The sequence below is a fragment of the Bacteroidales bacterium genome (genome assembly GCA_023229505.1).
Classification (GTDB): domain Bacteria; phylum Bacteroidota; class Bacteroidia; order Bacteroidales; family JAGOPY01; genus JAGOPY01.
The window spans coordinates 50,303-74,233 of sequence record JALNZD010000005.1 but is presented as its reverse complement, the minus strand read 5'-3'; the positions used below and the strand labels follow the sequence as shown (position 1 = coordinate 74,233).

Annotated in this window: 21 protein-coding genes; 11 read left to right on the top strand and 10 right to left on the bottom strand. The window is 42.6% G+C overall.

Annotated elements, in window-relative coordinates:
- Window positions 1-3 precede the first annotated feature (3 nt).
- From brxC to M0Q51_03195, 4 genes are read right to left on the bottom strand one after another with little or no spacing between them, the layout of a single operon-like run.
- Window positions 4-3,495, bottom strand: a complete 3,492-nt coding sequence (brxC, locus tag M0Q51_03210) for a BREX system P-loop protein BrxC (protein MCK9398992.1) — start codon at window positions 3,493-3,495, stop codon at window positions 4-6.
- 2 nt (window positions 3,496-3,497) lie between these two features.
- Complete coding sequence (locus M0Q51_03205; protein ID MCK9398991.1) at window positions 3,498-4,076, bottom strand: DUF1788 domain-containing protein; 579 nt, start codon at window positions 4,074-4,076, stop codon at window positions 3,498-3,500.
- A gap of 1 nt (window position 4,077) precedes the next feature.
- Window positions 4,078-4,698, bottom strand: coding sequence for a DUF1819 family protein (locus tag M0Q51_03200; protein MCK9398990.1), 621 nt, complete (start codon window positions 4,696-4,698; stop codon window positions 4,078-4,080).
- Window positions 4,699-4,881 (bottom strand): helix-turn-helix transcriptional regulator, encoded by a 183-nt coding sequence (locus tag M0Q51_03195; GenBank protein MCK9398989.1) that lies wholly within the window; start codon window positions 4,879-4,881, stop codon window positions 4,699-4,701.
- A gap of 63 nt (window positions 4,882-4,944) precedes the next feature.
- Between M0Q51_03195 and M0Q51_03190 the strand changes: the two genes are divergently transcribed.
- The gene (locus tag M0Q51_03190) at window positions 4,945-5,313 is read left to right on the top strand and encodes a hypothetical protein (GenBank protein ID MCK9398988.1); all 369 of its coding nucleotides are present in this window, start codon (window positions 4,945-4,947) and stop codon (window positions 5,311-5,313) included.
- 141 nt (window positions 5,314-5,454) lie between these two features.
- Window positions 5,455-5,757 carry a hypothetical protein gene (locus M0Q51_03185; GenBank protein ID MCK9398987.1) on the top strand — a complete coding sequence of 101 codons (303 nt, stop codon included), beginning with the start codon at window positions 5,455-5,457 and terminating at the stop codon, window positions 5,755-5,757.
- 9 nt (window positions 5,758-5,766) lie between these two features.
- On the opposite strand, the gene M0Q51_03180 is transcribed toward M0Q51_03185, so the two are convergent.
- Window positions 5,767-6,675 (bottom strand): transposase, encoded by a 909-nt coding sequence (locus M0Q51_03180; GenBank protein MCK9398986.1) that lies wholly within the window; start codon window positions 6,673-6,675, stop codon window positions 5,767-5,769.
- A gap of 147 nt (window positions 6,676-6,822) precedes the next feature.
- On the opposite strand from M0Q51_03180, the gene M0Q51_03175 reads away from it, so the two are divergent.
- Window positions 6,823-7,377, top strand: coding sequence for a hypothetical protein (locus M0Q51_03175; GenBank protein MCK9398985.1), 555 nt, complete (start codon window positions 6,823-6,825; stop codon window positions 7,375-7,377).
- A gap of 579 nt (window positions 7,378-7,956) precedes the next feature.
- Here the strand turns inward: M0Q51_03175 and M0Q51_03170 are convergent.
- The 4 genes from M0Q51_03170 to M0Q51_03155 all read right to left on the bottom strand — a co-directional run bounded on the left by M0Q51_03170 (window position 7,957) and on the right by M0Q51_03155 (window position 12,294).
- Window positions 7,957-8,589: an NYN domain-containing protein gene (locus M0Q51_03170; protein ID MCK9398984.1), complete on the bottom strand. Its 633-nt coding sequence runs from the start codon at window positions 8,587-8,589 to the stop codon at window positions 7,957-7,959.
- Window positions 8,590-8,836: 247 nt separating this feature from the next.
- Complete coding sequence (locus M0Q51_03165; protein MCK9398983.1) at window positions 8,837-10,114, bottom strand: hypothetical protein; 1,278 nt, start codon at window positions 10,112-10,114, stop codon at window positions 8,837-8,839.
- Between the two features lie 413 nt (window positions 10,115-10,527).
- Entirely contained in the window at window positions 10,528-10,812 is a 285-nt protein-coding gene (locus M0Q51_03160) for a hypothetical protein (GenBank protein MCK9398982.1), read from the bottom strand.
- Between the two features lie 204 nt (window positions 10,813-11,016).
- Window positions 11,017-12,294, bottom strand: a complete 1,278-nt coding sequence (locus M0Q51_03155; protein ID MCK9398981.1) for a site-specific integrase — start codon at window positions 12,292-12,294, stop codon at window positions 11,017-11,019.
- 339 nt (window positions 12,295-12,633) lie between these two features.
- On the opposite strand from M0Q51_03155, the gene M0Q51_03150 reads away from it, so the two are divergent.
- Complete coding sequence (locus tag M0Q51_03150) at window positions 12,634-15,489, top strand: insulinase family protein (protein ID MCK9398980.1); 2,856 nt, start codon at window positions 12,634-12,636, stop codon at window positions 15,487-15,489.
- 48 nt (window positions 15,490-15,537) lie between these two features.
- On the opposite strand, the gene M0Q51_03145 is transcribed toward M0Q51_03150, so the two are convergent.
- Entirely contained in the window at window positions 15,538-17,253 is a 1,716-nt protein-coding gene (locus tag M0Q51_03145) for a DNA polymerase III subunit gamma/tau (protein ID MCK9398979.1), read from the bottom strand.
- A 126-nt stretch (window positions 17,254-17,379) separates the two neighbouring features.
- On the opposite strand from M0Q51_03145, the gene M0Q51_03140 reads away from it, so the two are divergent.
- From M0Q51_03140 to M0Q51_03110, 7 genes are read left to right on the top strand one after another with little or no spacing between them, the layout of a single operon-like run.
- Window positions 17,380-18,579, top strand: a complete 1,200-nt coding sequence (locus M0Q51_03140; GenBank protein MCK9398978.1) for a hypothetical protein — start codon at window positions 17,380-17,382, stop codon at window positions 18,577-18,579.
- Between the two features lie 17 nt (window positions 18,580-18,596).
- A complete protein-coding gene (locus M0Q51_03135) occupies window positions 18,597-20,099 on the top strand; it encodes an amino acid adenylation domain-containing protein (protein MCK9398977.1) in 1,503 nt (500 codons plus the stop codon).
- Window positions 20,092-20,346, top strand: a complete 255-nt coding sequence (locus tag M0Q51_03130) for a hypothetical protein (GenBank protein ID MCK9398976.1) — start codon at window positions 20,092-20,094, stop codon at window positions 20,344-20,346. The genes M0Q51_03135 and M0Q51_03130 overlap by 8 nt, the downstream gene beginning before the upstream one ends.
- Entirely contained in the window at window positions 20,343-20,828 is a 486-nt protein-coding gene (locus M0Q51_03125) for a GNAT family N-acetyltransferase (GenBank protein MCK9398975.1), read from the top strand. Before M0Q51_03130 ends, M0Q51_03125 begins: the two co-directional genes overlap by 4 nt.
- Entirely contained in the window at window positions 20,828-21,685 is an 858-nt protein-coding gene (locus tag M0Q51_03120) for an AAC(3) family N-acetyltransferase (GenBank protein ID MCK9398974.1), read from the top strand. The genes M0Q51_03125 and M0Q51_03120 overlap by 1 nt, the downstream gene beginning before the upstream one ends.
- A complete protein-coding gene (locus M0Q51_03115; GenBank protein MCK9398973.1) occupies window positions 21,666-22,979 on the top strand; it encodes a polysaccharide deacetylase family protein in 1,314 nt (437 codons plus the stop codon). The genes M0Q51_03120 and M0Q51_03115 overlap by 20 nt, the downstream gene beginning before the upstream one ends.
- Window positions 22,976-23,914, top strand: coding sequence for a hypothetical protein (locus M0Q51_03110; GenBank protein ID MCK9398972.1), 939 nt, complete (start codon window positions 22,976-22,978; stop codon window positions 23,912-23,914). The genes M0Q51_03115 and M0Q51_03110 overlap by 4 nt, the downstream gene beginning before the upstream one ends.
- The last annotated feature ends 17 nt before the right edge of the window (window positions 23,915-23,931 follow it).

The window sequence follows — 23,931 nt, the reverse complement described above, 5'->3', positions numbered from 1 at the left end:
TCTCTACAGGGATATTCGTTTGTTCTGTTCGATTAATTCGTTGAGTTCCTTCTTCAGGGCTTCCACATACGCATCCACATCCTCTTTTGTCTTCAGTTCGTTTTTGGGAAAATTAACTTTGATGGAATTAATCCGCCGATAATGCATAAGTGGCTCACCAACATTATCTGTCGGAGTGGTTAGTCGCACCATTTCGTTCAATTGATGTTCCAGCAAACTGCCCGTAACTTTTGCCCGTGTTTCACGAAGATTGGCAATAAAGCGTTGATCCTTTAATTTGTTTAATTCATCTTCAAAAGGCTTTAAAAGCATCTTCTGCTTATCGGCATCCAGTTTATTAAAATCATCGTGTGATTTCAGGCGGTCAATAGCAGATTCAATCTTTTCTTTGGTAAGAGCCTTTTCCTCTTCAATGAGTTTGATGATCTTATTGCTTAATGCATCCTTGGCTGATTTGGCATCTTTGATAACATCGCCTTTATATGGCTGGGAATGTTCCATCGCATTCCGAAGAACAGTAAGTTCATCGCATTCGATGTATTCCAGATTGGACTGGTTCCCGCTGAACAAAACACGGATGGAGTCATAAATCTTCTTCTGTTCGCCATTCCAAAACCTCTTAATCGGGTCTATGATCCCTTCCTTGTAATCCAGCAAATCATCCTCAAAAGTCTTTACATTGGTCAGGTAATGGGTATATTCCTTTCTGCTTAGTTTTTCGATGAAATCGGCAACAGGTGTCAGCACATCCAAGAAAGTATATGGTTCTTTATTCATCAGCAGTTGGTTGAGCCACACCAGTTCCTCGTTGAGTTTATTTTTGAAAGCAATTGCCACATCCTTGGCTTCTTTTGCGGGGCAGGGCTCGTCGAAGAAGTCGTTATACACCGTTGCCAATTCCTTGATCAATTTCGGGTCAATGTCAACCTGTGGTTCCAGCAAAGTATTGCCATAATACCTGTTATTGGTTAGGGCAATCAACACATCGTCATCTTCCAGCAGGTTGGAATCCTGAATGAGTTCAACCTTCCCGCGCTTGTACAATTTTGCCACAAGGCTCCAGATGGCGTTCGAATACCAGCCATAGGGTATGCGGGCAAATTTATCCCGCAGATCGCTCAGAGAGGTTCTTTCGGATTGCATTTTCCTTCGCTGGATGATGTTCAGAACCTCGCTTTCCGCTACAGACATTGTGGTTTCATCCGTACCAAACAGGTCATCTTGGTTGCTGCGGATGATGGATTTGATGGTATCTTCTGAAAACTGTGTCGTGCCCAACATTTTCAGATTAGGGTATGCCAGTTTCACAAGGTTCTGGAATGCCTTCACCAGTTTGTTCTTGCCATCCGAAGCGCTACCAAAATCCTGCTTCATCCCGTTCATATAAACATCCGACTCCCCAAGCGAACGCCTTAACAGATTCACAAGGCTCGCCCTACGGGTAATGTTCTGCTGAGCCTTATCATAAAGGATGCGTTTAACATTTTCCTTATTGGTCGTAGACTGGTACTGGCGGATATACTTTTCGGTTTTCAGGTACATTCTGATGTCAGTTAGCAGATGTTCGTCATTAGGCAAGACCATCATCAGCAGGGTGCTGTAGCCCATTGTCTGGGATTTGAAAAAATCTTCCCTGTCGTGATCGCGGAAGTTCGGGGTGATGATCTCCACCACCAGTTCTTTTTCCCTACCAAGAATGGTTCCATCAATCTTGCTGGCGTATTCATATTCCTGCCTGTTATCCAGAAACTGAATCTTGTTCTCCCCAATAATGGTGTCGAATATGATTTCCTTGAACAACTGGGTAACCTGCCCGTCATCTATGTCGGTGGCTTTTATGGCTTGTTCTATGTCTTTTTCGTCATCAGTCAGGTATTCATACAATTCGCCGCTGCGCTGGATATACGTCTGGTTCTCCAGAAGCGCAAGGGCTTTATTCACCCGCTGGTCGTGTTCTTTTAAGTCGACATTAATGCCATCTATCATCAGCGTCGAGATATTCCGTGCCGTAGTCTTGAAATTGCTGAAGAACTTGACCATAAACAGCGCCTTCAGTACTTTTACGGCGAATTCATCGTCGACTTGCTTTTCGGCAAGGATGATAGCGCTCTGCAACTCTCCACGGATCGTGGAGCGAATGCCTTCAAACAAAAGGTCAAAACTGACAAAGGCGCTCTGGTCTTTGGTTTCAATCTGCTGGATCACGTGCTGGAATACCCCCAGCATCGACCTTTCACCCACCGAAGCGTGCTTGCCCTGAAAAGCGTTGTGGGTGGACAAAGCCTTGATGCATTGCTGGAACAGGTCGAACTGGTATGATACAAAGGGATATTTGTTTATGAAATCCGCATCGCTTTGGTACCCTTTGAATTGAACGCCCACCTGTGAAAACGAAAGCAAGGTTTCCATTTTGGACTGCTCGCGCTTCCACACGTTTTTCAGAAGGTCGGTGGCAGTTTCTGTTTTGCTCAGCAACCTTTTTTCTATGACTTCGTCCACATTGGCGGAAGTCAGGGGTATCTTGGTTTTGAATCGTGCCTGAATCTTTGAGAAGTCGTTCTGCTGGGCTTTATTCATATCGCCAACGACACTTTCTATGTCTTCCTGCGAGGTTACCAGAACCCACGAATCACCTTTGGTTTTTGAGGCAAGGGTTTCGGCTATGGTCTGTAGGTTGAGCATCAGTTTGGTGTTATCCGAAATGTACTGCCCCACTTCATCCACAAAGAAATTCAGCCTAAAGCCCTTAGGCTGGGTTTTTATGTACTCCTGCACCTTATTGCAGAAGTCATCCACCGACACTTTGGAATCAGTGCGAATGGTGTCGATGATATTATTATAGTCTTCGGGCTTTTTGCCCATCAGTTTGGCAAGCGTATTGCCAATGCCTTCTTTAACCTTTGGCGAAAAGTACTTCCTGCGGGCATTAGACCAGAACTCGCCCGTCTGCTTTTCAAACTCTTCCTGAAACTCCTTGTATAACCCTTCTTGGTCAATCCAGCGTTCAAATTCCGCCACGTGGCGCTGAGCGCCATAATAGCCCAGATGGTCGTTAAAGACCTTGTAGAAGACATTCAACAGGGCATCTTCTTCCTGTTTGGTGGTGATCTGTGCCTGTTGGTCGATGTTAAATAAGATGGATTCGGACTTGATGCGGGTGGCATTGATGATGTCCGCTTTCAGAAAAGAATCATCTTTGATTTTTTCGGCAAATAACTCACCCAGTCTGTACCCATCGTATTCGCGGTTCTCCAAGACATACGAAAGAATCTTCAGCAAATGGGATTTCCCTGACCCGAAAAAGCCAGATATCCATACGCCGTTGGCGCCCTTGTAATCATTATAAGCCGAAAAGAAGTCGCGGATTTTCTTGGATACCTCTTTGGTAACCACGTATTCCACCACTTCGTCAAGCACGTGTTCTTGGTCGTCGGCTTTGATAACCGTTTCTATGGAACGGTTAATGTCCTTTTCGAAAAAGTCTTTGAGTATCATCTCTATAATTTGTAGTTCTCTATGTTAAATGCGCGGTAATAATTGTCATCCTTGAGCAAGCCAAAAAGTTCCAGCGATAATCCGTTATAGTCGCCAGCGAAGAACAATACAGTCGGAGCCTTCTTAGCCACATTTTGAAGGTTGTTCAGCACGTTGTGCGAGCGGATGAACGGGAACACCAGCCCGATGCCCGTCAGGAAGTACACTCTTGCGTTACTGGCATTAATGATGGACTTGATTTTCGGAATCAGAACTTCGTTGAGATCAAGTATTGATTGCAGGGCTTCCTTGAACTCCCGTTTGTCCATACTCTTTTCCAGTTCGAAAATTTCCCCCTCGCCCAGTTCATTGCTCAGGATTTCCAGCGACAGATCATATAGGTTCAGTTCCAGCACGGGGATTCCACCAGTTTCCAGTTTGTTTTTCAGCCCTTTCACTGCCCTATCAACCTCGACTTGTTGTCTGGGATCATAGGCGGAAATAAAGAAAGGTATCTCCCCGCCCAAAGATTTTTTGCTTAAAAAATCCTCATTGGATATAACCTTGTACAAGTGGTCGAATTTCTTTACAATATCTTCCATACTAATATTTTACCTGTTTTATGTCCATATCTGCCATCAAGAAGATTTTCAGCCAAGCGGGGTCTTCCTTCACCACCACACGGACAACATCTGGTTGCACGATTTGTGGCAGGATCACCTTGTCGGTGGCATTATTGATGATACCAGATTGCTCCAAAATGCGAAACATCACCTGTTTGGCTTTCTTTAGCGTTGATTCGGAAAATGTTTCCAGTTCGGGGTGAACGTTTATCCTGCGGTCAATGAAAGAATTAAAATCCGATTCATTGATCGTGTAGTCAAAGACCAGCGTTTTATCACGCAAAACTTCGATGGTGAAATCCCTAATGAAATCATAATGCTTGCATACAGCCAAAAACGCAATTTGCTTCTGGGAGATAAGATCGCCGTTGATCAGTACATTCATCTGGTCAGGGGTGAATGCTTCCAACCTTTTCTGGATTTCTCGAAATTCCCTTTCTGATGTTCTGCTTTTCACAGAACCAAACACCACGCCCCGATCTTTCAGCGTCTTCAGGTCTGATATGCCCATTTCATTGGCGGTTTTAGCCACCTTCACCATCTCATTCAGCCGCAAAGATGCGGCGGTGAAGGAAAGTATGTATTTTGATTTGCGCGCCATTTAGGAGTTTGTTAATGTCTTAACTGGTACATCCAGCAGTTCACTAATTTTCTGGAGATGCACTCGTTGGGGAATGCTTTTTGCACTACACCATTTGCTGACGGTTACTTCGGAAACTCCCAGTTTGTTAGCAAGCCATTTTTGTTTTATGCCTTTTGATTTAAGAAGTTCTTTTAGAAGCATCGGTTTAAGAAATATTAAAGTGGATGGTTTTACGAATGTATGACAAATAATTGAAACCGCAATATGAAAAGCAAAATCTTTGGCGGATGGATCATTGCTATGGTGTTCCTGACCACTCCCGTCTATTCCCAATTCATAGCCCTGCAAAAAGGCGACAAGGTGGAAGTACGCGACATCAACGGCAGTTACCTCATAAGTGGCTATTATTCTGGATTAAAGCACATAGCGCAAGGGGAAAACATCATCTTGCTATGGTATGAATCTGGTAAGGTTGAAGTTCGCAGCACCGACCTGAAATATCTTACATCGTCATACTACTCCACTCTAAAAAAGATCAGCGCAACCGCAGACTATGTGGTGCTTTATTATGAAAGCGGAAAGATTGAGGTAAGGGATAAAGACCTGAAATATTTCAGTTCGTGGTACCAGTAAAAAACCGTTGAGAACGGCAAAAAAAGCCCGTGGACGAACGCGATGCTTTTATCTTATCTCTTTTTGCACGCATATACGGGGCTAAAAATGGCTTAAATAAATCTATTAATGAATTTTTGTATTTTTAGAAAAAGTTTTTTTATGCCATCGAATGAAACTGTTGAATCCCTAATAAAATACTGCCAAGAAGACGAACGTATTTGTCCTATGCCGATTTACTGGAATAAATTATGGGAAAAATTAAAAAACCGTAAACGTGTCGATTCAGGCTGGGAACCATCTTTACCATTGATACTTGCGGCGTGGTGGGAAGCGTCTGATATGTCGAAACAGGCAAGGTTATATGAGCATATTAAATGGGCTGATAAACAAGGGCAATTAGATGAAATATCTCATTTTCTGCGTGGGTTGAAAGAAGAAGAGTGGTTTCATATAAATGATTAATAATGTGAATCAAGGGTTAAAAATCAAATATATATAAGCTGCTGCTAACTTGCCAAATACATGAACTAAAAGGCCTTTAGCAGATCGCACTTTGTTCGCTCTTTGAAAATCTGTTTTTTCGATCAACCAGTTAAAGAGTGATTCTATGGGTTGTCGAACACGGGAGACTGCTCTTGAGAATAAATCATTAGCTGCTTTGTCAAATTGTTTTTCCCAATCAGATTGGTTTTTAATGGCTTTGACAGGGGTAAGCATAATGGTTTTCTGACTTTGGGCAAGATGATCAAAATAGTCCACATTGTGATAGATCTTGTCACCATAGAAAGTTCGATTTTCAATGCTACTCCATGCATTTCGGAATACATTCAAGTCATTTTCCGAAGCCGGTGTAATCAGAAGTTGTTCCGGAAAAGGCATTTGCTTTTCTCGACGAAAACCAAGGGCATGAAGTTTGAGCCCATAGAAATACATCGATTTTGTTGAACAAAAGCCTTTATCTGTGAGTTCGGGGGCAACCTTACCTACGCGTTTGCCATGAGCCGTGACAATGGGCATTGAATCCAGCAAACTCTCTTGTAAGATGCAATCGATTGGCTGATAATCTTGAAGCAAAGATGTTGTCAACATTTTGAAGGCTTCACTTAATCGGTTGAGTCGATTGTTGAAAGCAGCATACGAAGGCAGCTTTGGAAACCATGAACGCAGGTAACCATCAGCAAATCGATAGATATCTTTGATTTGATAACGCTTTTCCTGGCTTATGACGAATAAATATATGGTCATGATTTCCTGATCAGTAAACTCTGGATTATTGTTATTTGTAAATCGCTGACATGAAAATTTTAAATCTTTTTCAAATTTTTCGCAGACGTAAAAGTAAATTTCAACTAATTTGGTTGTCAGAACCTTAGGAATCATATCATCAGATGTTAGGTGGAACTTTCATCCAAGATACTGATTACTAAGGTTTTAATATAATTATGTTATCATAACTTACTAACTATCAGTTGTTTATAACGTAGTATTTTTTTAATTTTAACCCTTGATTCACATTAATAATTAATTATGGAAAAAACGGTCTTTACAGTTGTCCAGGCAGTTTTGCATAAAGAACTGACTGACATAAAAAAATTGAATCCCAGATATTTCAAAAAAGGGATTGCCCAAATTAGTGTTCTGCCAGAGCATTTAGAATTGCATACAGTTGGTATAACAAGATATATCCCCGCAAAAACCGAAGGCTATTTTGATGTTTTTATACCTCTTCGCTTTCTTTTAGCCTATTCAAAAATTGAATCCCTGCCCGTGTTGACTTTGGAAGTGGAACAAGGTGTAATTCGATGCGGAAATGGCATTCTGACAAGCCCGGAAATAAAAGTGAACAACATTTTCAACGCAACGATTGACGAATTGCCGTTGAATGCTGATGAATTTGATTTATTAAGGTATGCATTAAGAGCTGATCCACGTGAAATAGCAAATTATGGATTAACAATGAAGGTCAATAATGCCAGGGATAAATTGAGGGTCAGGATAACCGAGGCCGCTTCAATACTGGAGGGTTTTCGGGTGTCATACACAGATTTAGAAAGTTTAATAATGAATAAACTTAAAGCATAATCTTTCAGTTCCTCATCTTGAATAAGGTTTCATTACCAATCACAATATTTTATTCATAGTGTGCATTATGAGAAATATACCTCAATGTATACATAATTATTATGTATTGGCTCACCTTGCATTATCAATCATTTCCTTTAATACCGGTAGTTTCAACCAAATTGGGTATCAAACTATGCGTATCTAAGACCTCATACTAAAAATGAAATAGTTTGATATTATGTACACTAATTATTTGATAAAATATTCTCACTAAAATCGCTCTTACTTTTGATTGGCATGGGTTACAACCAATTTTAGCATACCGTACAAAATTGTGGTCAAAGAACGAGATTATGAGATCAACCTACTGCATAAAATAAATCCAAATTGTACACATTGATACCATACATTTTGCACCATTTAAAAATTGAATAAAATCAGCTATTCCATTAGAATAATAAGGCTTCTGGAAGAAATGAGTATATGAGCAAACAATGCAATACTTGAGGAATGATGTTATAATGTTATTAAGTTTTAAATAAGGTAATGACATAGAAAAGGTTGTAAATAAATCAGAACGACAAAATTATCTATGTTTTACCAAGTAAGGGGTTTTGCGATTGTTCTTCCATCTGGGAGGATAAAAGGGTCGTTTAATTGATGAGCTAAATAATTAGCCTTGTTTATTTTAAAATGTCCATCAACGAGACTGACAAGTTCATCGTTTTTTCTATGGTAAGGAAATAATGAATAGAGTTTAATCCTTGGGAACTTTCGCTTAATCGTTTTAATGCCTGGAATAATATCTGTATCACCTGTTACAATAACATAGGCATCATTACTATCATCAACGACCAGTTCCCAAAGTTTATTGATAATAGCGATGTCTGTTTGCTTCTCTTCATATTTTACAAATTCCTTCCTACATAAATTACACCACACGGTCTTTTGTTTGAATTTACCATATTCAATTTGTATCCCGAAAGACTTTAGTATTTCTATATACCTTTTATGCCTCAAGATTGTATCGGGATTTTTACTTTGAAGATGCAATCTTAGCGCGGTAAAATAATAAATTGAATTAAGGGTTGCTTCGTTGGATATATGGGGTAAATATGATTTAAGGAGGGAATGAATATTCAGCCATTTCACCTTTGTACCTTCCAAATGTTCTAAATCATCAATGGAATGGTAAAGATTAAATCCATCAATTAGAAATGTTGTTTTCATAAAATAAAAACCCTTGGAACGTATCCCAAGGGGGGCTTGTGGAGTAGCAATTTATCCACAAGTGGAGTTGCGAGTACAAATGTATTACATTTCAAGGCCAAAAAGCAAGTATTTAACATTATATTAAGAAATTTAGAACATATCTAAATAATTTAGATGATACAAACCCTTAATATGAAAACAGTATTTATCTTCTCAAACTCCACTGACTCTTAGTTAATTACACGATTTTAAAGAATGTCTTAGATTAAACGACTTCCATGACACTTTCCAAGATTGATTTTGCCAGGTGTAGATGTTTTAGTTCAATGATGAACGGAATCGGATCAAAGAGGGTCAGACTGTTCTGTTCACGTTGAATTAAATACTTGACCCTGTTCCTAAAATTGCTATCATTATTTCGACACCGGTGTGCCTCAATGTATCCCACATATTTTACGCCACAAAATCTTGAGGTTGGTCGTTGGCGTGAAATATCTCTCCCACAGGATAAACAGTAACGACGTGGAGGCTCAGTAACATTTTCCTCAACCTGAGTGTCAGGGGTGTTTCCCTCAATATCAAACATTACAGGTTTTAACCCTATACCTGAACTGTTAATTTCCGTAAACTCCGAATTTACAACCCCGGTTAATTTCTGTAATGTTTTAGGATCGCAGTATAAAAGATCATTCCATTTTTGAATGATGAGTTTACCGACAATTTCAGAAATATCCTGGTTAGCGTGTTTCTTTACCAAGTCCTTAAACCGGATTCGTTTTTTATAGTATAAATTAGGGTTATTTTCTAACAAATTCAACCAATATGCCGGGGTTTGCCCCTGGGTTAGAATAAGGCGTTCCTGTGTCTTTATTTCCATGGAGGGTATTGTATAGTCATAAACCAATAAGCCGTCAAAATCCTTCTTTAATGCGACTCCCAAGTGGTGTAATTTGACCGGGTTTAAAAGGTCTACCAATGAACTAACGCCTATTTTTTTCAGGTGTTCCATTTTACGGGTTTTATTTTCAAATCGAAATATATTACCCTGCTTATATTGCCCTCCTTTATCATAAGCTTTAATGATATATCGCTCTCTTTCGCATTCACGGAAATATTTGTTTTCTCGATATTCATGGGTAAATGGTTTTCCTTTGTGATTTATAATGGATCTCAAAAATTCCTTTGTCAGTACCGGTGGGTTAATATTAACTCCAAATTCGATGTTTTCCAATATACACGAACCGGGTTCCAGGTCAAACGATGTACAAAACTCCTTGATAACACCGGTTAAATCTGAAAAAGTGAAATCATTGTAATTTTGTTCCCCTCTTAGGTTGATACTATTCCAATATTTATGTAAACTCCCAGTGACGTAGAGGTATTTGTTATGGATAATTGTAAAGGTGATCCCGTGATAAATAGCGGTGTATTCTTTTATTTCGCCCGTATTTTCGATTGCAAGCTGTTCCCAATCCAGAAGAGTGTTATTCTTGATATTTTGAATATTGTCGTTCTCTATCCGTATTTTAACGAAGTCGATCATAATAATGATTGATCGTGTTTAATCATACCGTCTTAATCGGCCGAGGTATCTCTTTTTGTCTCTATCCCCGAAGTCCAGTTGCAATCGAATCTTGTTTCTCTTTGTATGCCCATTATCCCACCACTCCACCTGCCAATCTTCAATATACTCCGGTGATCTATTCGGTAACTTTGAGGAGAAATCCACAAGACCATAGCTGATTATCTGGTTTAATCCCTCGTCTGAATTTTCGTGTACCTTTTGAAGTAGCACCAATGGGAATTGGAAGTATTTATACTTGAATATTCTCATTTTCCGCACGATTGTAGCAGACAGCAAGGGAGCTGTGCGAGCTGGTGCGGATCAGTCGCAACAACGCCCCGTGTCTGCAATGGTTTAATATCTTAATGAAATTCCGCACTGTTCCACTCCCCTTATTGCGTTTCGACTCTTCCCACTTTGCGTTTATTTAATTCCACCGCTTCTTTCAATGTTCTAAAATCCTGGTGTCGGGTCTCCAGCCAGCAAATCACCTCCTCGGGAATCAGCCGAATGGTTTTTGGCCCAAACCGGTGTGTTGGAATCCCACTTCCGAAAATTCGCGATTTATAAATCTCGCCGTAAAAGAATTGCTTTGAAAACCCTGTTAGGGCAGCAATTTCCGAAATAGACATGAACTTCTTTTCCATATTAAAAACCTTTGTTTTTCCTGATTCCAAATACTTAAATTTCAAATCCCAATAGGTTCATTTAATTTCAATGATTAGGGATTATATAGGGACTTGGTTAATTGATATAAAGATAGCAGATTTTGCACACGTTTAACGAGTGTTAATAAATAGTGTGTACATTTTCCGAGTTTTAACAGAAAATGCTAATTAACCTGGTAATGATAGGAATCAGACGTGCTGGGAAAAATGTTGTTATAATGAATTTAAGGCTTTCTGTAAATCATCTTCATCTGCCTTATTAATATACTTCATTGTCGTTTGATCGTTGACATGAGCACCCATGGTTTTAATAATATAGAAAGGTTGCTTATTACGGGCCAACTCAGTAAAAAACGAATGCCTTATGCGATAAGAGGTCATATTTCCTTGAATCCCTGCTTTGGCTGCAAAAATTCTCAATTCAGAATTATATACCCTCCGAATTTTATGCACACGGTTGTGTTGAGCGGTGGCGGTTTTATATATTTCCGTATGAAGCACTGGAAATATGTAGCCTGCCGGATTTATACCTGTTTTCGTTCTGAAGTATGCAAGTGTTTTCAGTGCCTCAGGGTGCAATGGAATCCTAACCACACCCTTCTTTCCACCGTATCTGCTCAATTTCTTACGTTGATATTGCAAAGTAGTGCCTTCAATGATATTAGACCATTGTAAAAAGCACATATCAATAAACGCCATCCCACCAGCGTAGAAACTAAATATAAGATACCTATAATAATCACTATTAATGTTCAATGCTAATAATCGCTTGATCTCATCACTTTCAAGCGCCCTGTGGTTGTCGTTGCCCTCGGGTATCATATATTTGCCATCACCTTCAATGCGGTGAAATGGGTAATAATCTCTCAAGTAAGGCGCTTCACCAGCCGCCCTGTTATACAAGGCCCTGATTGTTCGCATGATAATATTGACCGTGCCCTGCCGCTTATCCTGGTCATTATAACCTTTCCTTAAAAAAGACTCGAAATCACGTAATAATGGGACGTCTAATTCAGTGAATAGAAAATCACTTTTGCGGAATGGCTCACTTATCCATCGGCCTTTTTTATCTTTAGTACCCCTCAGTTTATTTAATGCGGTTTTATAGGCTCTATAATTACCCATCTTGCCGGAATCTTTCAATTCATTACACCGTTTCTCAAAATATTTGTAAACAAATAATCGCTTTCGTTTTGGTTTGCTTTCATTTAGTTCCTCTACCAAAGTATTTAACGAAATGACCTCTATTTCATCTCCCAGCTCTTTTAATTTGTCTCTGACTTGCTTTTTCTTCTTTTCTATCTTTTCAATAACATCACTGTATTGTAATTCATCCCCTTTAATTTGTTTTTTTTCAAAATCCCATGCTTTCTCAGGTAACTTAGCGCCAACACTGATATACTTCATTTCATCACCTTTAGCCAAACGGATATAAACCGGGCATTCACCATCTTTGACTTTTTGCTTATTAACGTAGGTTGTGATTTTCATATTCAATGATTTTAAATATATTTATCAAGGTAAAGGTAGAGGTAAAGGTATCATATTAAAAATGATTAAAAAATATAAAAGCTAAAATAGTTAATTTAGTAGCAATATCAAAGGGTGGATAAAAAATGTTATAAACTGTTAAAGATAAAAAACGCTGCCTTACAAGCAGAGGGTCACTGGTTCGAATCCAGTAACTCCCACAAGTTGAAAACCAGTTAGTTACATTGATAATTAACTGGCTTTATTTTTATTGGCTTTCCTTTTAGTTTTCAGGTTTTTTCTTTTCTGTCGATAATTCCTACCTTTGCCTGAATTAACATAACCAAAACATTTTCATACATGAAAAAATTAACCTATTTCTTGCTGAGCAGCCTGGTCATGCTGTTCATAACAATTTCTCTTTTTGCACAAGAGGTCACCTATGCCCCCAAGACACATGTGCCGCTCGACCCTGCCGTGATCTATGGCAGACTCGATAACGGAATGACCTACTATATCCGCGAAAACCGGGAACCGAAGGAACGGGCCGAGTTATACCTCGCGGTGAACGTGGGTGCCCTGTCGGAAGATGCCGACCAGAACGGCTTGGCACACTTCTGTGAACATATGGCCTTTAACGGAACTAAAAACTTCGAAAAAAAGGACATCCTCAACTACCTGCAATCTATCGGGATGAAGTTCGGCCCGGAAATTAATGCCTTCACCAGCAGCGACGAGACCAATTATATGCTGCAGAGAGTGCCAACCACCGATCCGAAAGTCATCGATACGGCCCTGCTTATCCTGTACGACTGGGCCAATAATATCTCTTTTGAAAACGAAGAGATCGATGCTGAGCGGGGCGTGATCCACGAAGAATGGCGCCAGGGCCGCTCTGCTATGTTCCGCATGATGAAGGAAGCCAATAAGGTCGTCTTCCGGAATTCTAAATATGCCGTTCATGATGTCATCGGGGATATCGCTATCATCGATACCATCCCTTATGATGTGGTAAAACGCTTCTATGCCGACTGGTACAGGCCCAACCTGCAGGCTATCATCGCCGTCGGGGATTTTGATGGTAAACAAATGGAGAAACAGATCAAGGACCTTTTCTCAACTGTCCCCAAAAAGGAAAATCCAAGGGAACGCGAATACTTCCCGGTACCTGACCACCAGGAAACGCTGATCACGGTGCAAACCGATAAGGAAGCCCAGTATCCGATCGTCGAAGTTTTTTATAAAAAGGACGCGAAAGAAAACCGTGATATGGAATATTACCGGAACGGTTATAAACAACAACTGTTCAATTCCATGCTGAATACACGTTTGCAGGAACTCATCCTGTCAGAAAACCCGCCTTTTGTTTACGGTTATGCTTTTTATACCAACCTGGTCAGGACGAAAGACGGCTTTATGGCGATTGCCGTGGGCAACAATAATGAACTTGACAAGGCGCTCCGCGCCCTTCTCACTGAAAATAAACGTGTCCTCCAGTTTGGCTTCACCGCAACAGAGCTGGAACGGGCGAAAAATGACCTTAAAAGGGGTATCGAAAAGCAATATGCTGAAAAAGACAAGATGGAGAATGATTCCTATGTATGGCAGTACTTCTCGAACTTCCTCGAAAAGGAGCCTGCGCCGGGAATCGCTTTTGATTATGCTTTTGTAAACCAGGTCCTGCCCGGGATCACGCTGGAAGAAGTCAATGCCCAGGCGAAAGAATGGATCACCAACGAGAACAGGGTAATCGCGATCATGGCGCCGGAAAGCGCGGATATCAAAATACCGCATGAACAGGAAATCAGGGATATCATCGCTGCCGTAGATCAGGAAGTTGTTACGGCTTATGTTGATAAAGTTACTGACCAACCTTTAATGACCACGGAACCTATACCTTCAGTTGTAGATAAGAAAGGCAAAAACAAGACCCTTGGAACAACAGAATGGACTTTTGAAAATGGCGTGAAAGTGGTGATGAAAACCACTGATTTTAAGGACGATGAGATCCTGATGAGTGCCTTCAGCTATGGCGGAAGTTCCCTTTATGAAATCAAAGACGTGATATCAGCCGATTTCACGACTTATGTTGTCCAGGAAAGCGGCCTGGGTGAATTTGATAAAATGGCCCTCGGGAAAAAGCTATCCGGCAAAATTGCCAATGTTTCCCCTGTTATCCAGGAAAATGCCGAAGGCTTTGAAGGATCCTGTTCAGCCAGGGACCTGGAAACGATGCTTCAGTTGGTGAATTTGTACTTCACCGCCCCGCGGACCGATGATGTGGCCTACAATGCCTTTATCAAGCGGATGAAGGCCGTTCTCGATAACAAAGCCCTCGAACCCGAATCAGCCCTGATGGATACGGTTACGGTCCTGATGGCGAACCATAACCCAAGGGTTCGACCTTTAACCTCAGAACTATTAAGTGAGGCTAACCTGAAAAAAATGCGGTCCATCTTTAAAACCCGTTTCGGCGACCCGGGAAGTTTCATTTTCTACTTTGTCGGGAATATCGACATAGAAAAGGCTAAACCACTCATGGAAAAGTACCTGGGTGGATTGCCAAAAGTCAGTCGCGAAGAAACCTGGGTAGACAATAATGTCAGGCCGCCGGCAGGAAAAGTGGACAGGGAGATCAAACGCGATATGAAAGTCCCGAAAGGAACCGTTTATATTACCTATTCCGGAACTTTCGATTATGATGATTTCCAGGCACGGATAAACCTTTCATCACTTTGTGATGTACTTGATGTCAGGTATGTGGAAACTATCCGGGAGGAACAAAGCGGTACTTATGGTGCAGCAGTCTATGAAAGTATGGATAAGTACCCTTATGAAAATTATTCAGTTTTGATCTATTTCGACTGTGACCCGCAAAATACCGGAAAGCTGAAAGACATCGTTTACCAGGAGATAGAAAAGCTGAGAACCGAAGGCCCCACTGAAAAGGACCTCCACGGTGTGATCGAAAATAAACTCAAAGTGCACCAGGAAAATCTCCGTCAGAATCACTATTGGATGAACATTATCAAGAATAAGGATTATTATCAGACAGACCTGACCGAATATCTTGAATACGAAAATTATGTGAACGGTATGACACGGGAATCCCTGAAGGCTGCCGCACAGCAGTTCTTTGGCGGGAATATCGTTGAAGCTGTTCTGTTACCGGTGAATATTGAAGATAATACGGCGAATCCGGTGCATAAGGAGTAGGCAGTTGACAGTTGACAGTAGGCAGTTACCTATTCTGTCAACTGTCAACTATAACTCCAGTTCCAGGTCCAGACTTTCCCTCAACGCTTTGAGCGCCGGGTTTTTCTCTGCCATTACGCGGTATTTGTCTTCGGCAGTGTAAGGCTTCGACTGGCTGACCGATTCAACAAGATCAGTTTCCAGTTGAATCTTCTGATTCCGTAATTCCCCACGAAGAAAATCCAGCAAATCGCCCTTTCTTTCCTTGAGGGTCAATTCCTGTGCCCGATTGTCGATCCGGAGTTGAATGATGAAATTCTCCTTCAGCATTGGTTTTCGGGTGGAAAGGATACTGTAAAAATTAGGATATTGCTGGGCAATGCTTTCCGTGTAATAGGTCCAGACTTTTTCCAACTTTTCCTGGTTAAAATCATTTTGTGCAACATGCTCAGGACTGCTGCCATTTTCCCCGCCTTTAACAATTTTTGGTATATGATTTTCAGGTTTGATGGAGATGGTACGGGAACCAGAAACAGATGTGGGGGGACGATCAGCAGGCGGACCCGGGCTTACGGCCGGTTTTTTAACTTCTATCTTAGACGAAACGGGAAATGCAGTTTCATTACTCTCTGTTTTAACCCCTTCCGGGGGAATCAGGGAGTTTTTTTTTTCGCCGCCTGCGGGATTTGCCACGACAGCCAAGGTGCAGATCTGCAATAGGGCGAGTTCTAGCTGCAACCGCTTATTATTGCTGGTTTTATAGCTTTGGTCGAACTGGTTATGTATCTCAAGGGCTTTTAACAGGAATAATGGCGAGCAGCGGACCGACTGTTCAATATATTTTTGATGCAGATTGGCGCTGATCTCCAAAAGCATGACCGTGGCCGCATCCTGACACACTAAAAGGTTCCTTAGATGTTCCCCTAACCCGATCAGGAAATGCTGCCCATCGAACCCCCGGTTGATGATCTCGTTGATTGTCAGGAGAAGTCCGGCGGTATCCTGGGCAAGTAACTGGTCAAGGACCCTGAAATAATAGGCGTGATCAAGAATGTTAAGGTGTTCGGTAACCGTTTCATAGGTAAGCTTATTGCCGGAAAAGCTAACAAGCTGGTCAAAGAAAGAAAGTGCATCACGCATGGCCCCGTCAGCTTTTTGTGCGATCACATGCAGGGCTTCTTCTTCCGCTTCGACATTTTCACTCTTCGCAACGAAAGCAAGATAACCGGCAATGTCCTTCACGCTGATACGCTTGAAATCAAAGATCTGGCAGCGGGACAGGATAGTTGGAATGATCTTGTGCTTTTCCGTCGTGGCCAGGATGAATTTGGCATAAGCCGGCGGCTCTTCCAGTGTCTTCAGGAATGCATTAAAAGCTGCAGGCGAAAGCATGTGGACTTCATCGATAATATATACCTTGTATTTTCCAACCTGGGGAGGGACCCGCACCTGGTCGACCAGGTTACGGATATCATCTACCGAATTGTTGGAGGCGGCATCAAGTTCATGGATGTTAAAAGAAGCAGACCGGTTGAATGACAGGCAGGATTCACATTTATCGCAGGCTTCTACATGGTTGACCGGGTTGAGGCAATTGATCGTTTTGGCCAGGATACGGGCGCATGTTGTCTTACCCACACCCCTCGGACCGCAAAAAAGGAATGCCTGGGCCAGCTGGTTGTTGCGGATGGCGTTTTTCAAGGTCGAAGTGATCGACTGCTGCCCTACCACCATGTCGAAAGTGGCTGGCCTGTATTTCCGGGCCGAAACGATGAAATTGTCCATATTAAATCTTAATCCTGCTTTCCTGCCGCTCAAAAATACTAAAGATTCGGCAGGTGGGCTATAAAAAGACTTACTTATCTTTGTTTCGATTATTTAATCTTACCTTAGGATAAACCCTGTCGAAAGATGCTGAAAAGCCTGAAACTTTATACGGAATACTTCCTGAAAACTTCTTTCAGCCCTGGGCGGAGGTTTGTCCTGGAAGATGTAAAGCGGTTTTTAATGAAGAAAGATGTTTTCCGGCAGGATTTCACTTATTCAGCAAAGGAGAAAAAAGCGGCCATTGATAAAGCCGCCGGCTGGCTGATGATGGCCCAAAAGGCTAATATTGATTGCGGTATGGGCTCTTATCACCTGGTCAATAAATGGTCATCTTCCTATCCTGAAACAACCGGCTATATCATTCCTACCCTGATCCATTATAGTGAAAAAAATAATCAACCGGAAGCTGTGAAAGCGTCTATCATGGCGGCAGATTTCCTGTTGGATATCCAGAAAGACAGTGGCGGTTGGCAGGGTGGTAGGATTGGCGAAAATAAACCTGAGATCGTTTTTAACACCGGTCAGGTGATCCGCGGGATGATCGCTGCACATGAATATTCCGGGGAGTCAAAATACCTCGATGCTGCCTTCAGAGCCGGCAAGTGGCTTTCTGAAATCCAGCACCGCGGGGGATTCTGGCAAATCCATGCCCTGATGGGCAAAGCCCGTGTTTACGACACTTTTGTGGATGCCCCGCTGTTGCAGCTATTTGAAATTACAGGCGAAGAGAAATTCAGAAAAGCTGCCATTGGCAACCTCGACTGGGTGATCCGGAACAAAATGCAGGAAAACGGATGGTTTGAGGATTGTGATAATACCGTTAAGCGTAACGATAAGCCGATTCTCCATACGATTGCCTATACCCTCGACGGGCTGATTGATTGCGGCATTATCTTAAAAGAAGACAAATACATTGAGGCTGCGGTTACCGGCGCTGTGAAACTGCGCGACCTCTTTCTTTCGCGGGGTCACCTGGATGGAAGATATGACCGGAACTGGAATGGAACAGAATATTTGCTCTGTACGGGCTGCGCCCAGATGGCCATTACCTGGCTGAAACTTTACAGTATTTACGATGATGGAACTTATCTCCAGGCAGCGCAACGAATGACCAGTCTGCTTATTTTCATCCAAACCAGGGGTTTCAATGAAACTGGCAATACACGGGGCGCTATTCCCGGCTCTTTCCCTGTCTGGGGCCGCTATGAGCCGTTTGCTTTTCCAAACTGGGCGACGAAGTTTTTCTGCGATGCACTCATGCTTGAAGAGGAGGCAGGCCGATGAATATCTCCGGTTCAAATATGGGCAAATCTCCTGTGGAGCGAATCTTACAGACCGCCTCGAAATACCCTGATCGCCCTGCACTGGAATTGCATAATGCAAGCTATTCCTACCGGGAACTGACAGAGTCGGCCTCAGCGGTTGCCGGATCCATCTCCGACCTGAACGATCAGTGTCCGTTCATTGCTGTGATGGCTGATAAAAGTTTTTCCTGCTATGCCGGCATCCTGGGGATCATGATGGCCGGCAAGGCTTACCTGCCGCTGAATCCCCGGTTTCCAGCCACACGCAGCGTTTATATGCTGGAGAAAGCTCGCGTCCGGACGCTGATCGCCGGCGATAATTCTGATGATGAACTGGATAACGTACTTGATTTATATCCATCCGGGATGTATGTCATTTTCCCGGAGGGAGGAATCTCACAGGTTACCAGTGAGGAAACCCTTGCTCAAAATCCTGCCTACCTGCTTTTTACCTCCGGGACAACAGGAAAGCCAAAAGGAGTGCCGGTATCCAACCAGAATCTGGCCAGTTACCTTGATTTCATGATGAAGACTTATGATTTTCATCCCGAAGACCGGTTCACCCAGAATTTCGACCTGACCTTCGATCTTAGCGTCCATGATCTCTTTCTCGCCTGGTCGTCAGGCGCCTGCCTGTGCGTACCACAGGATAGTTCATCGTTCGCCATGGCCGGTTTTATCCGTGAAAAGCAACCAACCGTTTGGTTTTCCGTCCCTTCAGTCGTAATACTTATGGAACGGATGAGGTTGCTTAAACCGGCTGCATTTCCTACTATCCGGCTGAGCTTCTTCTGTGGCGAAGCGTTTCATTCCCTGTCGGCAACAGCCTGGAGAATTGCCGCTCCGCAATCGCGGCTTGTTAATCTTTACGGCCCGACCGAGGCAACGATTGCTATTACTCACTATGAATTGCTAGATAAACCTGAACTATGGAAAAGTGAACTGGGTATCATCTCTATTGGAAGGGTTTTTGAAGGGAATTCATTAATGATTCATGGGGAAACCTCACAGGTTAACGAAGGCGAACTTTGCTTAAGCGGAAACCAGGTGGTCGATGGCTACTTCGAAAATGAACAAGCTGACCGCGAGGCTTTTTTTCAGAATCCTGGTAAACGGCAATTATGGTATAAAACCGGCGACCTGGTGAAAATTGACGAGGATGGTGACCTGTTTTTTTTAGGAAGAAAAGATGCAGAGGTGAAAATTTCCGGTTACCGGGTCAACCTGAAGGAAATCGAAAATGTACTGGCCGGATACGAACCGGTCGGACAAGCCGTTGTTATCTTTGAAGAGGCTGTCAATGGCCAGGGGATAATCCTGGCTTTCATCCTGGGGAAAAAACCGGAAAAAATTGAGGAGATGGAATTGGATGCATTCTGCCGGCAACAGCTTCCCTGGTATATGATCCCGGGAAAATTTATCTTTGTGGAAGAAATCCCCCTAAATCCTAATGGAAAAGTGGACCTGGCAGCTTTGAAGATAAAATACACAAATGGATAGCAATATCAGGAAACAGGTGATGGAATTACTCCGGGATAAACTTCAACGGATAGGTATCCAGGAGAGTGAACTGGGAGAAAGCTTTGACCTGGTTAAAAGCGGGCTGCTCAATTCCCTTGAGTTTGTCGATATGGTGGCATCGATGGAGAAAATCTATCTTCATGAAATTGATTTTGAGCAGGCGCTGGATTCAGGTGAATTTACTACATTGGGTGGATTGATCAGGACCTTTGAGAATAAAAAATGATGAGAGAGTATGATTACATAAAGCTGGACCAACCGGAGGACCCGGATTGGATTGTTGTCGGGGAACTTTTTACCCGGATGTATTCACGGATGGACGAAATAGGGCTCTTGCTGCCGCTTAGTGCTGATGGAACTGAAAAATGGCTCAAAACGGTACGGAATACTTCGGGAAAATATGGACTGGTGATACTTGTGAAAGACTGGGGTAAAGCCGTTGGTTTTGCGCATGGAATGGTTAAATTTTTACCTGATTATCTTGGCGGATTTGCGGTAGGATCAATTACACATGTTTATGTCGATGACGATTCCAGGCGATCGGGAATTGGAAAAGTTCTGGTAAATCTATTGGAAGATTGGTTCCTGACGAAAAAAGTACATTCCATCGAGTTGCAGGTCATAACCGGAAATCCCTTAGCAAAAGAATTCTGGAAAAAACTCGGCTACCTGGAAGAACTGCAGCAATACCGTAAAACCTGGGATTAGTGCCAAACCCGAGTTACATGGACATGATCAGGAACCTGGGGATTTCCCCGGGCAGTTTACTGATGGTCACTGCCGACCTGACCAGGCTGGCTATGCTTGCCCGAAGGAAAGAAGGGGAATTTAATATCAATCACTTCATCGACAGCATGCAGCAGCACCTCAGCGCGGACGGTACCCTCGTCATTCCTGCTTTTAACTTCAATCTTAAAAATAACGGGTATTATCATCCGGCTAAATCTATACCTATCACCGGTGCGTTGGCAACAGCAGCGCTGAGAAGACGTGATTTTATGCGGACCAAAAACCCGCTGCATTCTTTCCTCGTTTGGGGGAAACATGCTGAGGCCCTTTCCGCCCTGAATAATCAAAGCTCTTTTTCCACGGATTCCCCTTTCGCTTTTATGAAAGAACATCATGCAAAGATGCTGCTGATCGATACGACCATCAGCGCAGCTTTTACTTTTGTTCATCATGTGGAAGAAATGGAAAAGGTCAGCTACCGGAAATTCAAAAAGATCAGGATTTATTTAGATGAAAATGCAGTAACACCAGCGAGGAAAGAGTATTTGCTGTATGCGAAAAAGCCGGGCTGGACAATGGCTTTGGGAGGGCTGGAACAGCTTTTGACCGAACAGCAAATTGCAAAAAAAGTAATGATCAGCCAGGTTTCCTGCATCCTGGTCGACCTGGAGGTCGCCTATCCTGTTATCAAGAATGACATTCTTCAAAATAAAGCGAAAAATTTGGCCCGTTTCAGTCCTGAATTGTACCTTCGTGAAAATGCCAAATCAATATTGGCTGCCATTGGAATTCACACTTTAGCAGATAAAATCAGCCATGATCCTGGTTTACTGTGACCATATCACCGAACGGCACCGGTTTATCTTCGATTTTATTTTCGGCGATATCCTGGGTGCGGGTTGCCAATTGACCCAGAACCGGGAAGAATATCGATCTTTTATTGGGCCAAAAATCAGTTATAATTCAGATGAAATACCAGGCGGATTGCACTTTAAGCCTTATCCTGTTTTAGATGAAAAAGGTATTGTAGAGCAGAATATTAAAGTCTCCAAATGGAATGGCCTCCCCGTATTTTTCAAGGTTGAGGGTGCATCTGCCTTGCCTTTCGATCCCTTCGCCCTTTCATTTTATTTAATCAGCCGGTATGAAGAGTATCTGCCTTTTGAGCCGGATGAGCACGGACGGTTCCAGCCTGAATTGAGCATTGCTTACCGCGAAGAATTTCTACAGATCCCGCTGGTGGATGCCATCGTGCATGAGATGAAAAACCTGCTGAAGGCTCAGTTCCCGGGAATCAGCCTTCCAGGACAACCTTTCCGTTTTGTCCCGTCATTTGATATTGATATCGCCTTTGCCCATTCAGGCAAAGGATGGCCAAGGGCCGCGGCTGCCTGGCTGAAACTGTTGCTGAAAGTTGATTTCCGCCAGTTCAAAGAGCGTATTTACACATTGGCCGGAAAAATGGCCGATCCTTATGATAATTTCCAGCTTCACCTGGATTTAGCGGCAAAGTATGGCCACCCGATAATGTATTTTGCACTGCTGGGTGATTTTGGCAGGTACGACCGGAATATTACATACCGTAGCAAGCAGTTCAGGGAATTGTTATTAAAATTAAGCCTTACGGCAGAAATGGGACTCCATCCCTCATATCAATCTTTTATTCGTCCTGAAATATTTAAAAAAGAAAAGCTAAGATTGGAAGAAATCGTCCAAAAGCCAGTGATAACCAGCCGCTTTCACTTCCTGCGGCTGAAATTCCCGCAAACATACCGTGATCTGGCCGCGGCCGGGATCAGGGAGGATTTCTCAATGGGTTACTCTTCCTTAAACGGGTTTCGGGCCAGTACCTGCACACCCTTTTATTTTTATGATCTTGAAAGGGAAGAAAGGTCGAACCTGCGGATTCATCCTTTTATATTCATGGATTCCGCCATGATCGACCATTTGAGGATCACACCCGAAGCAGCTGTTGAAGAAATAAAAGACCTGATAAATCAGGTAGAAATTTATGGTGGCGAAGCGATTGGTATCTGGCACAATTACTCTTTGAGCGAAAAAGATCAATACAAAGGATGGCGTGAAGTACTCATCTCCATCCTTGAATACTATCAACAAACATTAAAGTGATCAAATACCTGCAAAGGAAACATATCGACGACAACAAGTGGAATAGTTGCATCAACCATTCCTTTAACGGAAACCTGTATGGATATTCCTGGTTTCTCGATATCGTGGCCGGGGAGTGGGATGCGTTGGTGGAAAACGACTATGAACGGGTCTTTCCGCTTGTTCACTGCAGGAAATTCGGAATATCTTACATTTATCAACCTTTCTTTACCCAACAGCTTGGCCTTTATTCCACAACAAAGCTCGACGCGGAGGCACTGTGCGCTTTTATTCAAGCTATTCCCTCAAAATTCATGCAAGTGGAGATCAACCTGAATACGCTGAATAAAACCGAAGAACTATCCATTAAGATGATCCCGCAGCTTAACCATGAACTCGACCTGATCCATAGCTATGAAAAGATCCGCGAAGGCTATTCAGAAAATTTAGTCAGAAATTTAAAAAAGCCGGAAAAAGCGGAGCTGACCATCTCAAAAAATATCAAACCGGATGATATTATCGACCTATTCAGGAAAAACCGCGGCAAGGACATTACTCATCTTGGTGATAAGGATTACCTGAAATTGAAACGGATCGCCTATACCTGCATGTATAAAGGGATCGCGAACATCGAGGGTGTTTACGATCAGCATAACCAGCTTTGCGCCGGCGCTTTTTTCATCCTGAGCAACAACAAAGCCATCTTCCTTTTTTCCGGTCTGAGTGAAGACGGGCGCCAGGCTGGCGCCATGCCATTCCTGATCGATTCATTCATCCGTGAACATGCCGGCCGCCACCTGACCTTCGACTTCGACGGCTCCAACGACCCCAGCCTGGCCAGGTTTTATAAAAGCTTTGGCTCCAAAGAATGCATTTACCAGCGGGTTGTGATCAACAGGTTGCCTTTTGTGCTTAATGTTGCTGCAAGGCTTTACAAAAAGCTTAAACAACTATGAGACGTGAAATTTGAAAT

What these genes read in the sequence shown, in the direction of transcription:
- brxC (MCK9398992.1), bottom strand. Translation starts at nt 3,495, where the DNA reads ATGATACTCAAAGACTTTTTCGAAAAGGACATTAACCGTTCCATAGAA.
- M0Q51_03195 (MCK9398989.1), bottom strand. Translation starts at nt 4,881, where the DNA reads ATGCTTCTAAAAGAACTTCTTAAATCAAAAGGCATAAAACAAAAATGG.
- M0Q51_03180 (MCK9398986.1), bottom strand. Translation starts at nt 6,675, where the DNA reads ATGATTCCTAAGGTTCTGACAACCAAATTAGTTGAAATTTACTTTTAC.
- M0Q51_03175 (MCK9398985.1), top strand. Translation starts at nt 6,823, where the DNA reads ATGGAAAAAACGGTCTTTACAGTTGTCCAGGCAGTTTTGCATAAAGAA.
- M0Q51_03135 (MCK9398977.1), top strand. Translation starts at nt 18,597, where the DNA reads ATGGGCAAATCTCCTGTGGAGCGAATCTTACAGACCGCCTCGAAATAC.
- M0Q51_03205 (MCK9398991.1), bottom strand. Translation starts at nt 4,076, where the DNA reads ATGGAAGATATTGTAAAGAAATTCGACCACTTGTACAAGGTTATATCC.
- M0Q51_03145 (MCK9398979.1), bottom strand. Translation starts at nt 17,253, where the DNA reads ATGGACAATTTCATCGTTTCGGCCCGGAAATACAGGCCAGCCACTTTC.
- M0Q51_03130 (MCK9398976.1), top strand. Translation starts at nt 20,092, where the DNA reads ATGGATAGCAATATCAGGAAACAGGTGATGGAATTACTCCGGGATAAA.
- M0Q51_03190 (MCK9398988.1), top strand. Translation starts at nt 4,945, where the DNA reads ATGAAAAGCAAAATCTTTGGCGGATGGATCATTGCTATGGTGTTCCTG.
- M0Q51_03140 (MCK9398978.1), top strand. Translation starts at nt 17,380, where the DNA reads ATGCTGAAAAGCCTGAAACTTTATACGGAATACTTCCTGAAAACTTCT.
- M0Q51_03115 (MCK9398973.1), top strand. Translation starts at nt 21,666, where the DNA reads ATGATCCTGGTTTACTGTGACCATATCACCGAACGGCACCGGTTTATC.
- M0Q51_03170 (MCK9398984.1), bottom strand. Translation starts at nt 8,589, where the DNA reads ATGAAAACAACATTTCTAATTGATGGATTTAATCTTTACCATTCCATT.
- M0Q51_03200 (MCK9398990.1), bottom strand. Translation starts at nt 4,698, where the DNA reads ATGGCGCGCAAATCAAAATACATACTTTCCTTCACCGCCGCATCTTTG.
- M0Q51_03165 (MCK9398983.1), bottom strand. Translation starts at nt 10,114, where the DNA reads ATGATCGACTTCGTTAAAATACGGATAGAGAACGACAATATTCAAAAT.
- M0Q51_03185 (MCK9398987.1), top strand. Translation starts at nt 5,455, where the DNA reads ATGCCATCGAATGAAACTGTTGAATCCCTAATAAAATACTGCCAAGAA.
- M0Q51_03155 (MCK9398981.1), bottom strand. Translation starts at nt 12,294, where the DNA reads ATGAAAATCACAACCTACGTTAATAAGCAAAAAGTCAAAGATGGTGAA.
- M0Q51_03150 (MCK9398980.1), top strand. Translation starts at nt 12,634, where the DNA reads ATGAAAAAATTAACCTATTTCTTGCTGAGCAGCCTGGTCATGCTGTTC.
- M0Q51_03125 (MCK9398975.1), top strand. Translation starts at nt 20,343, where the DNA reads ATGATGAGAGAGTATGATTACATAAAGCTGGACCAACCGGAGGACCCG.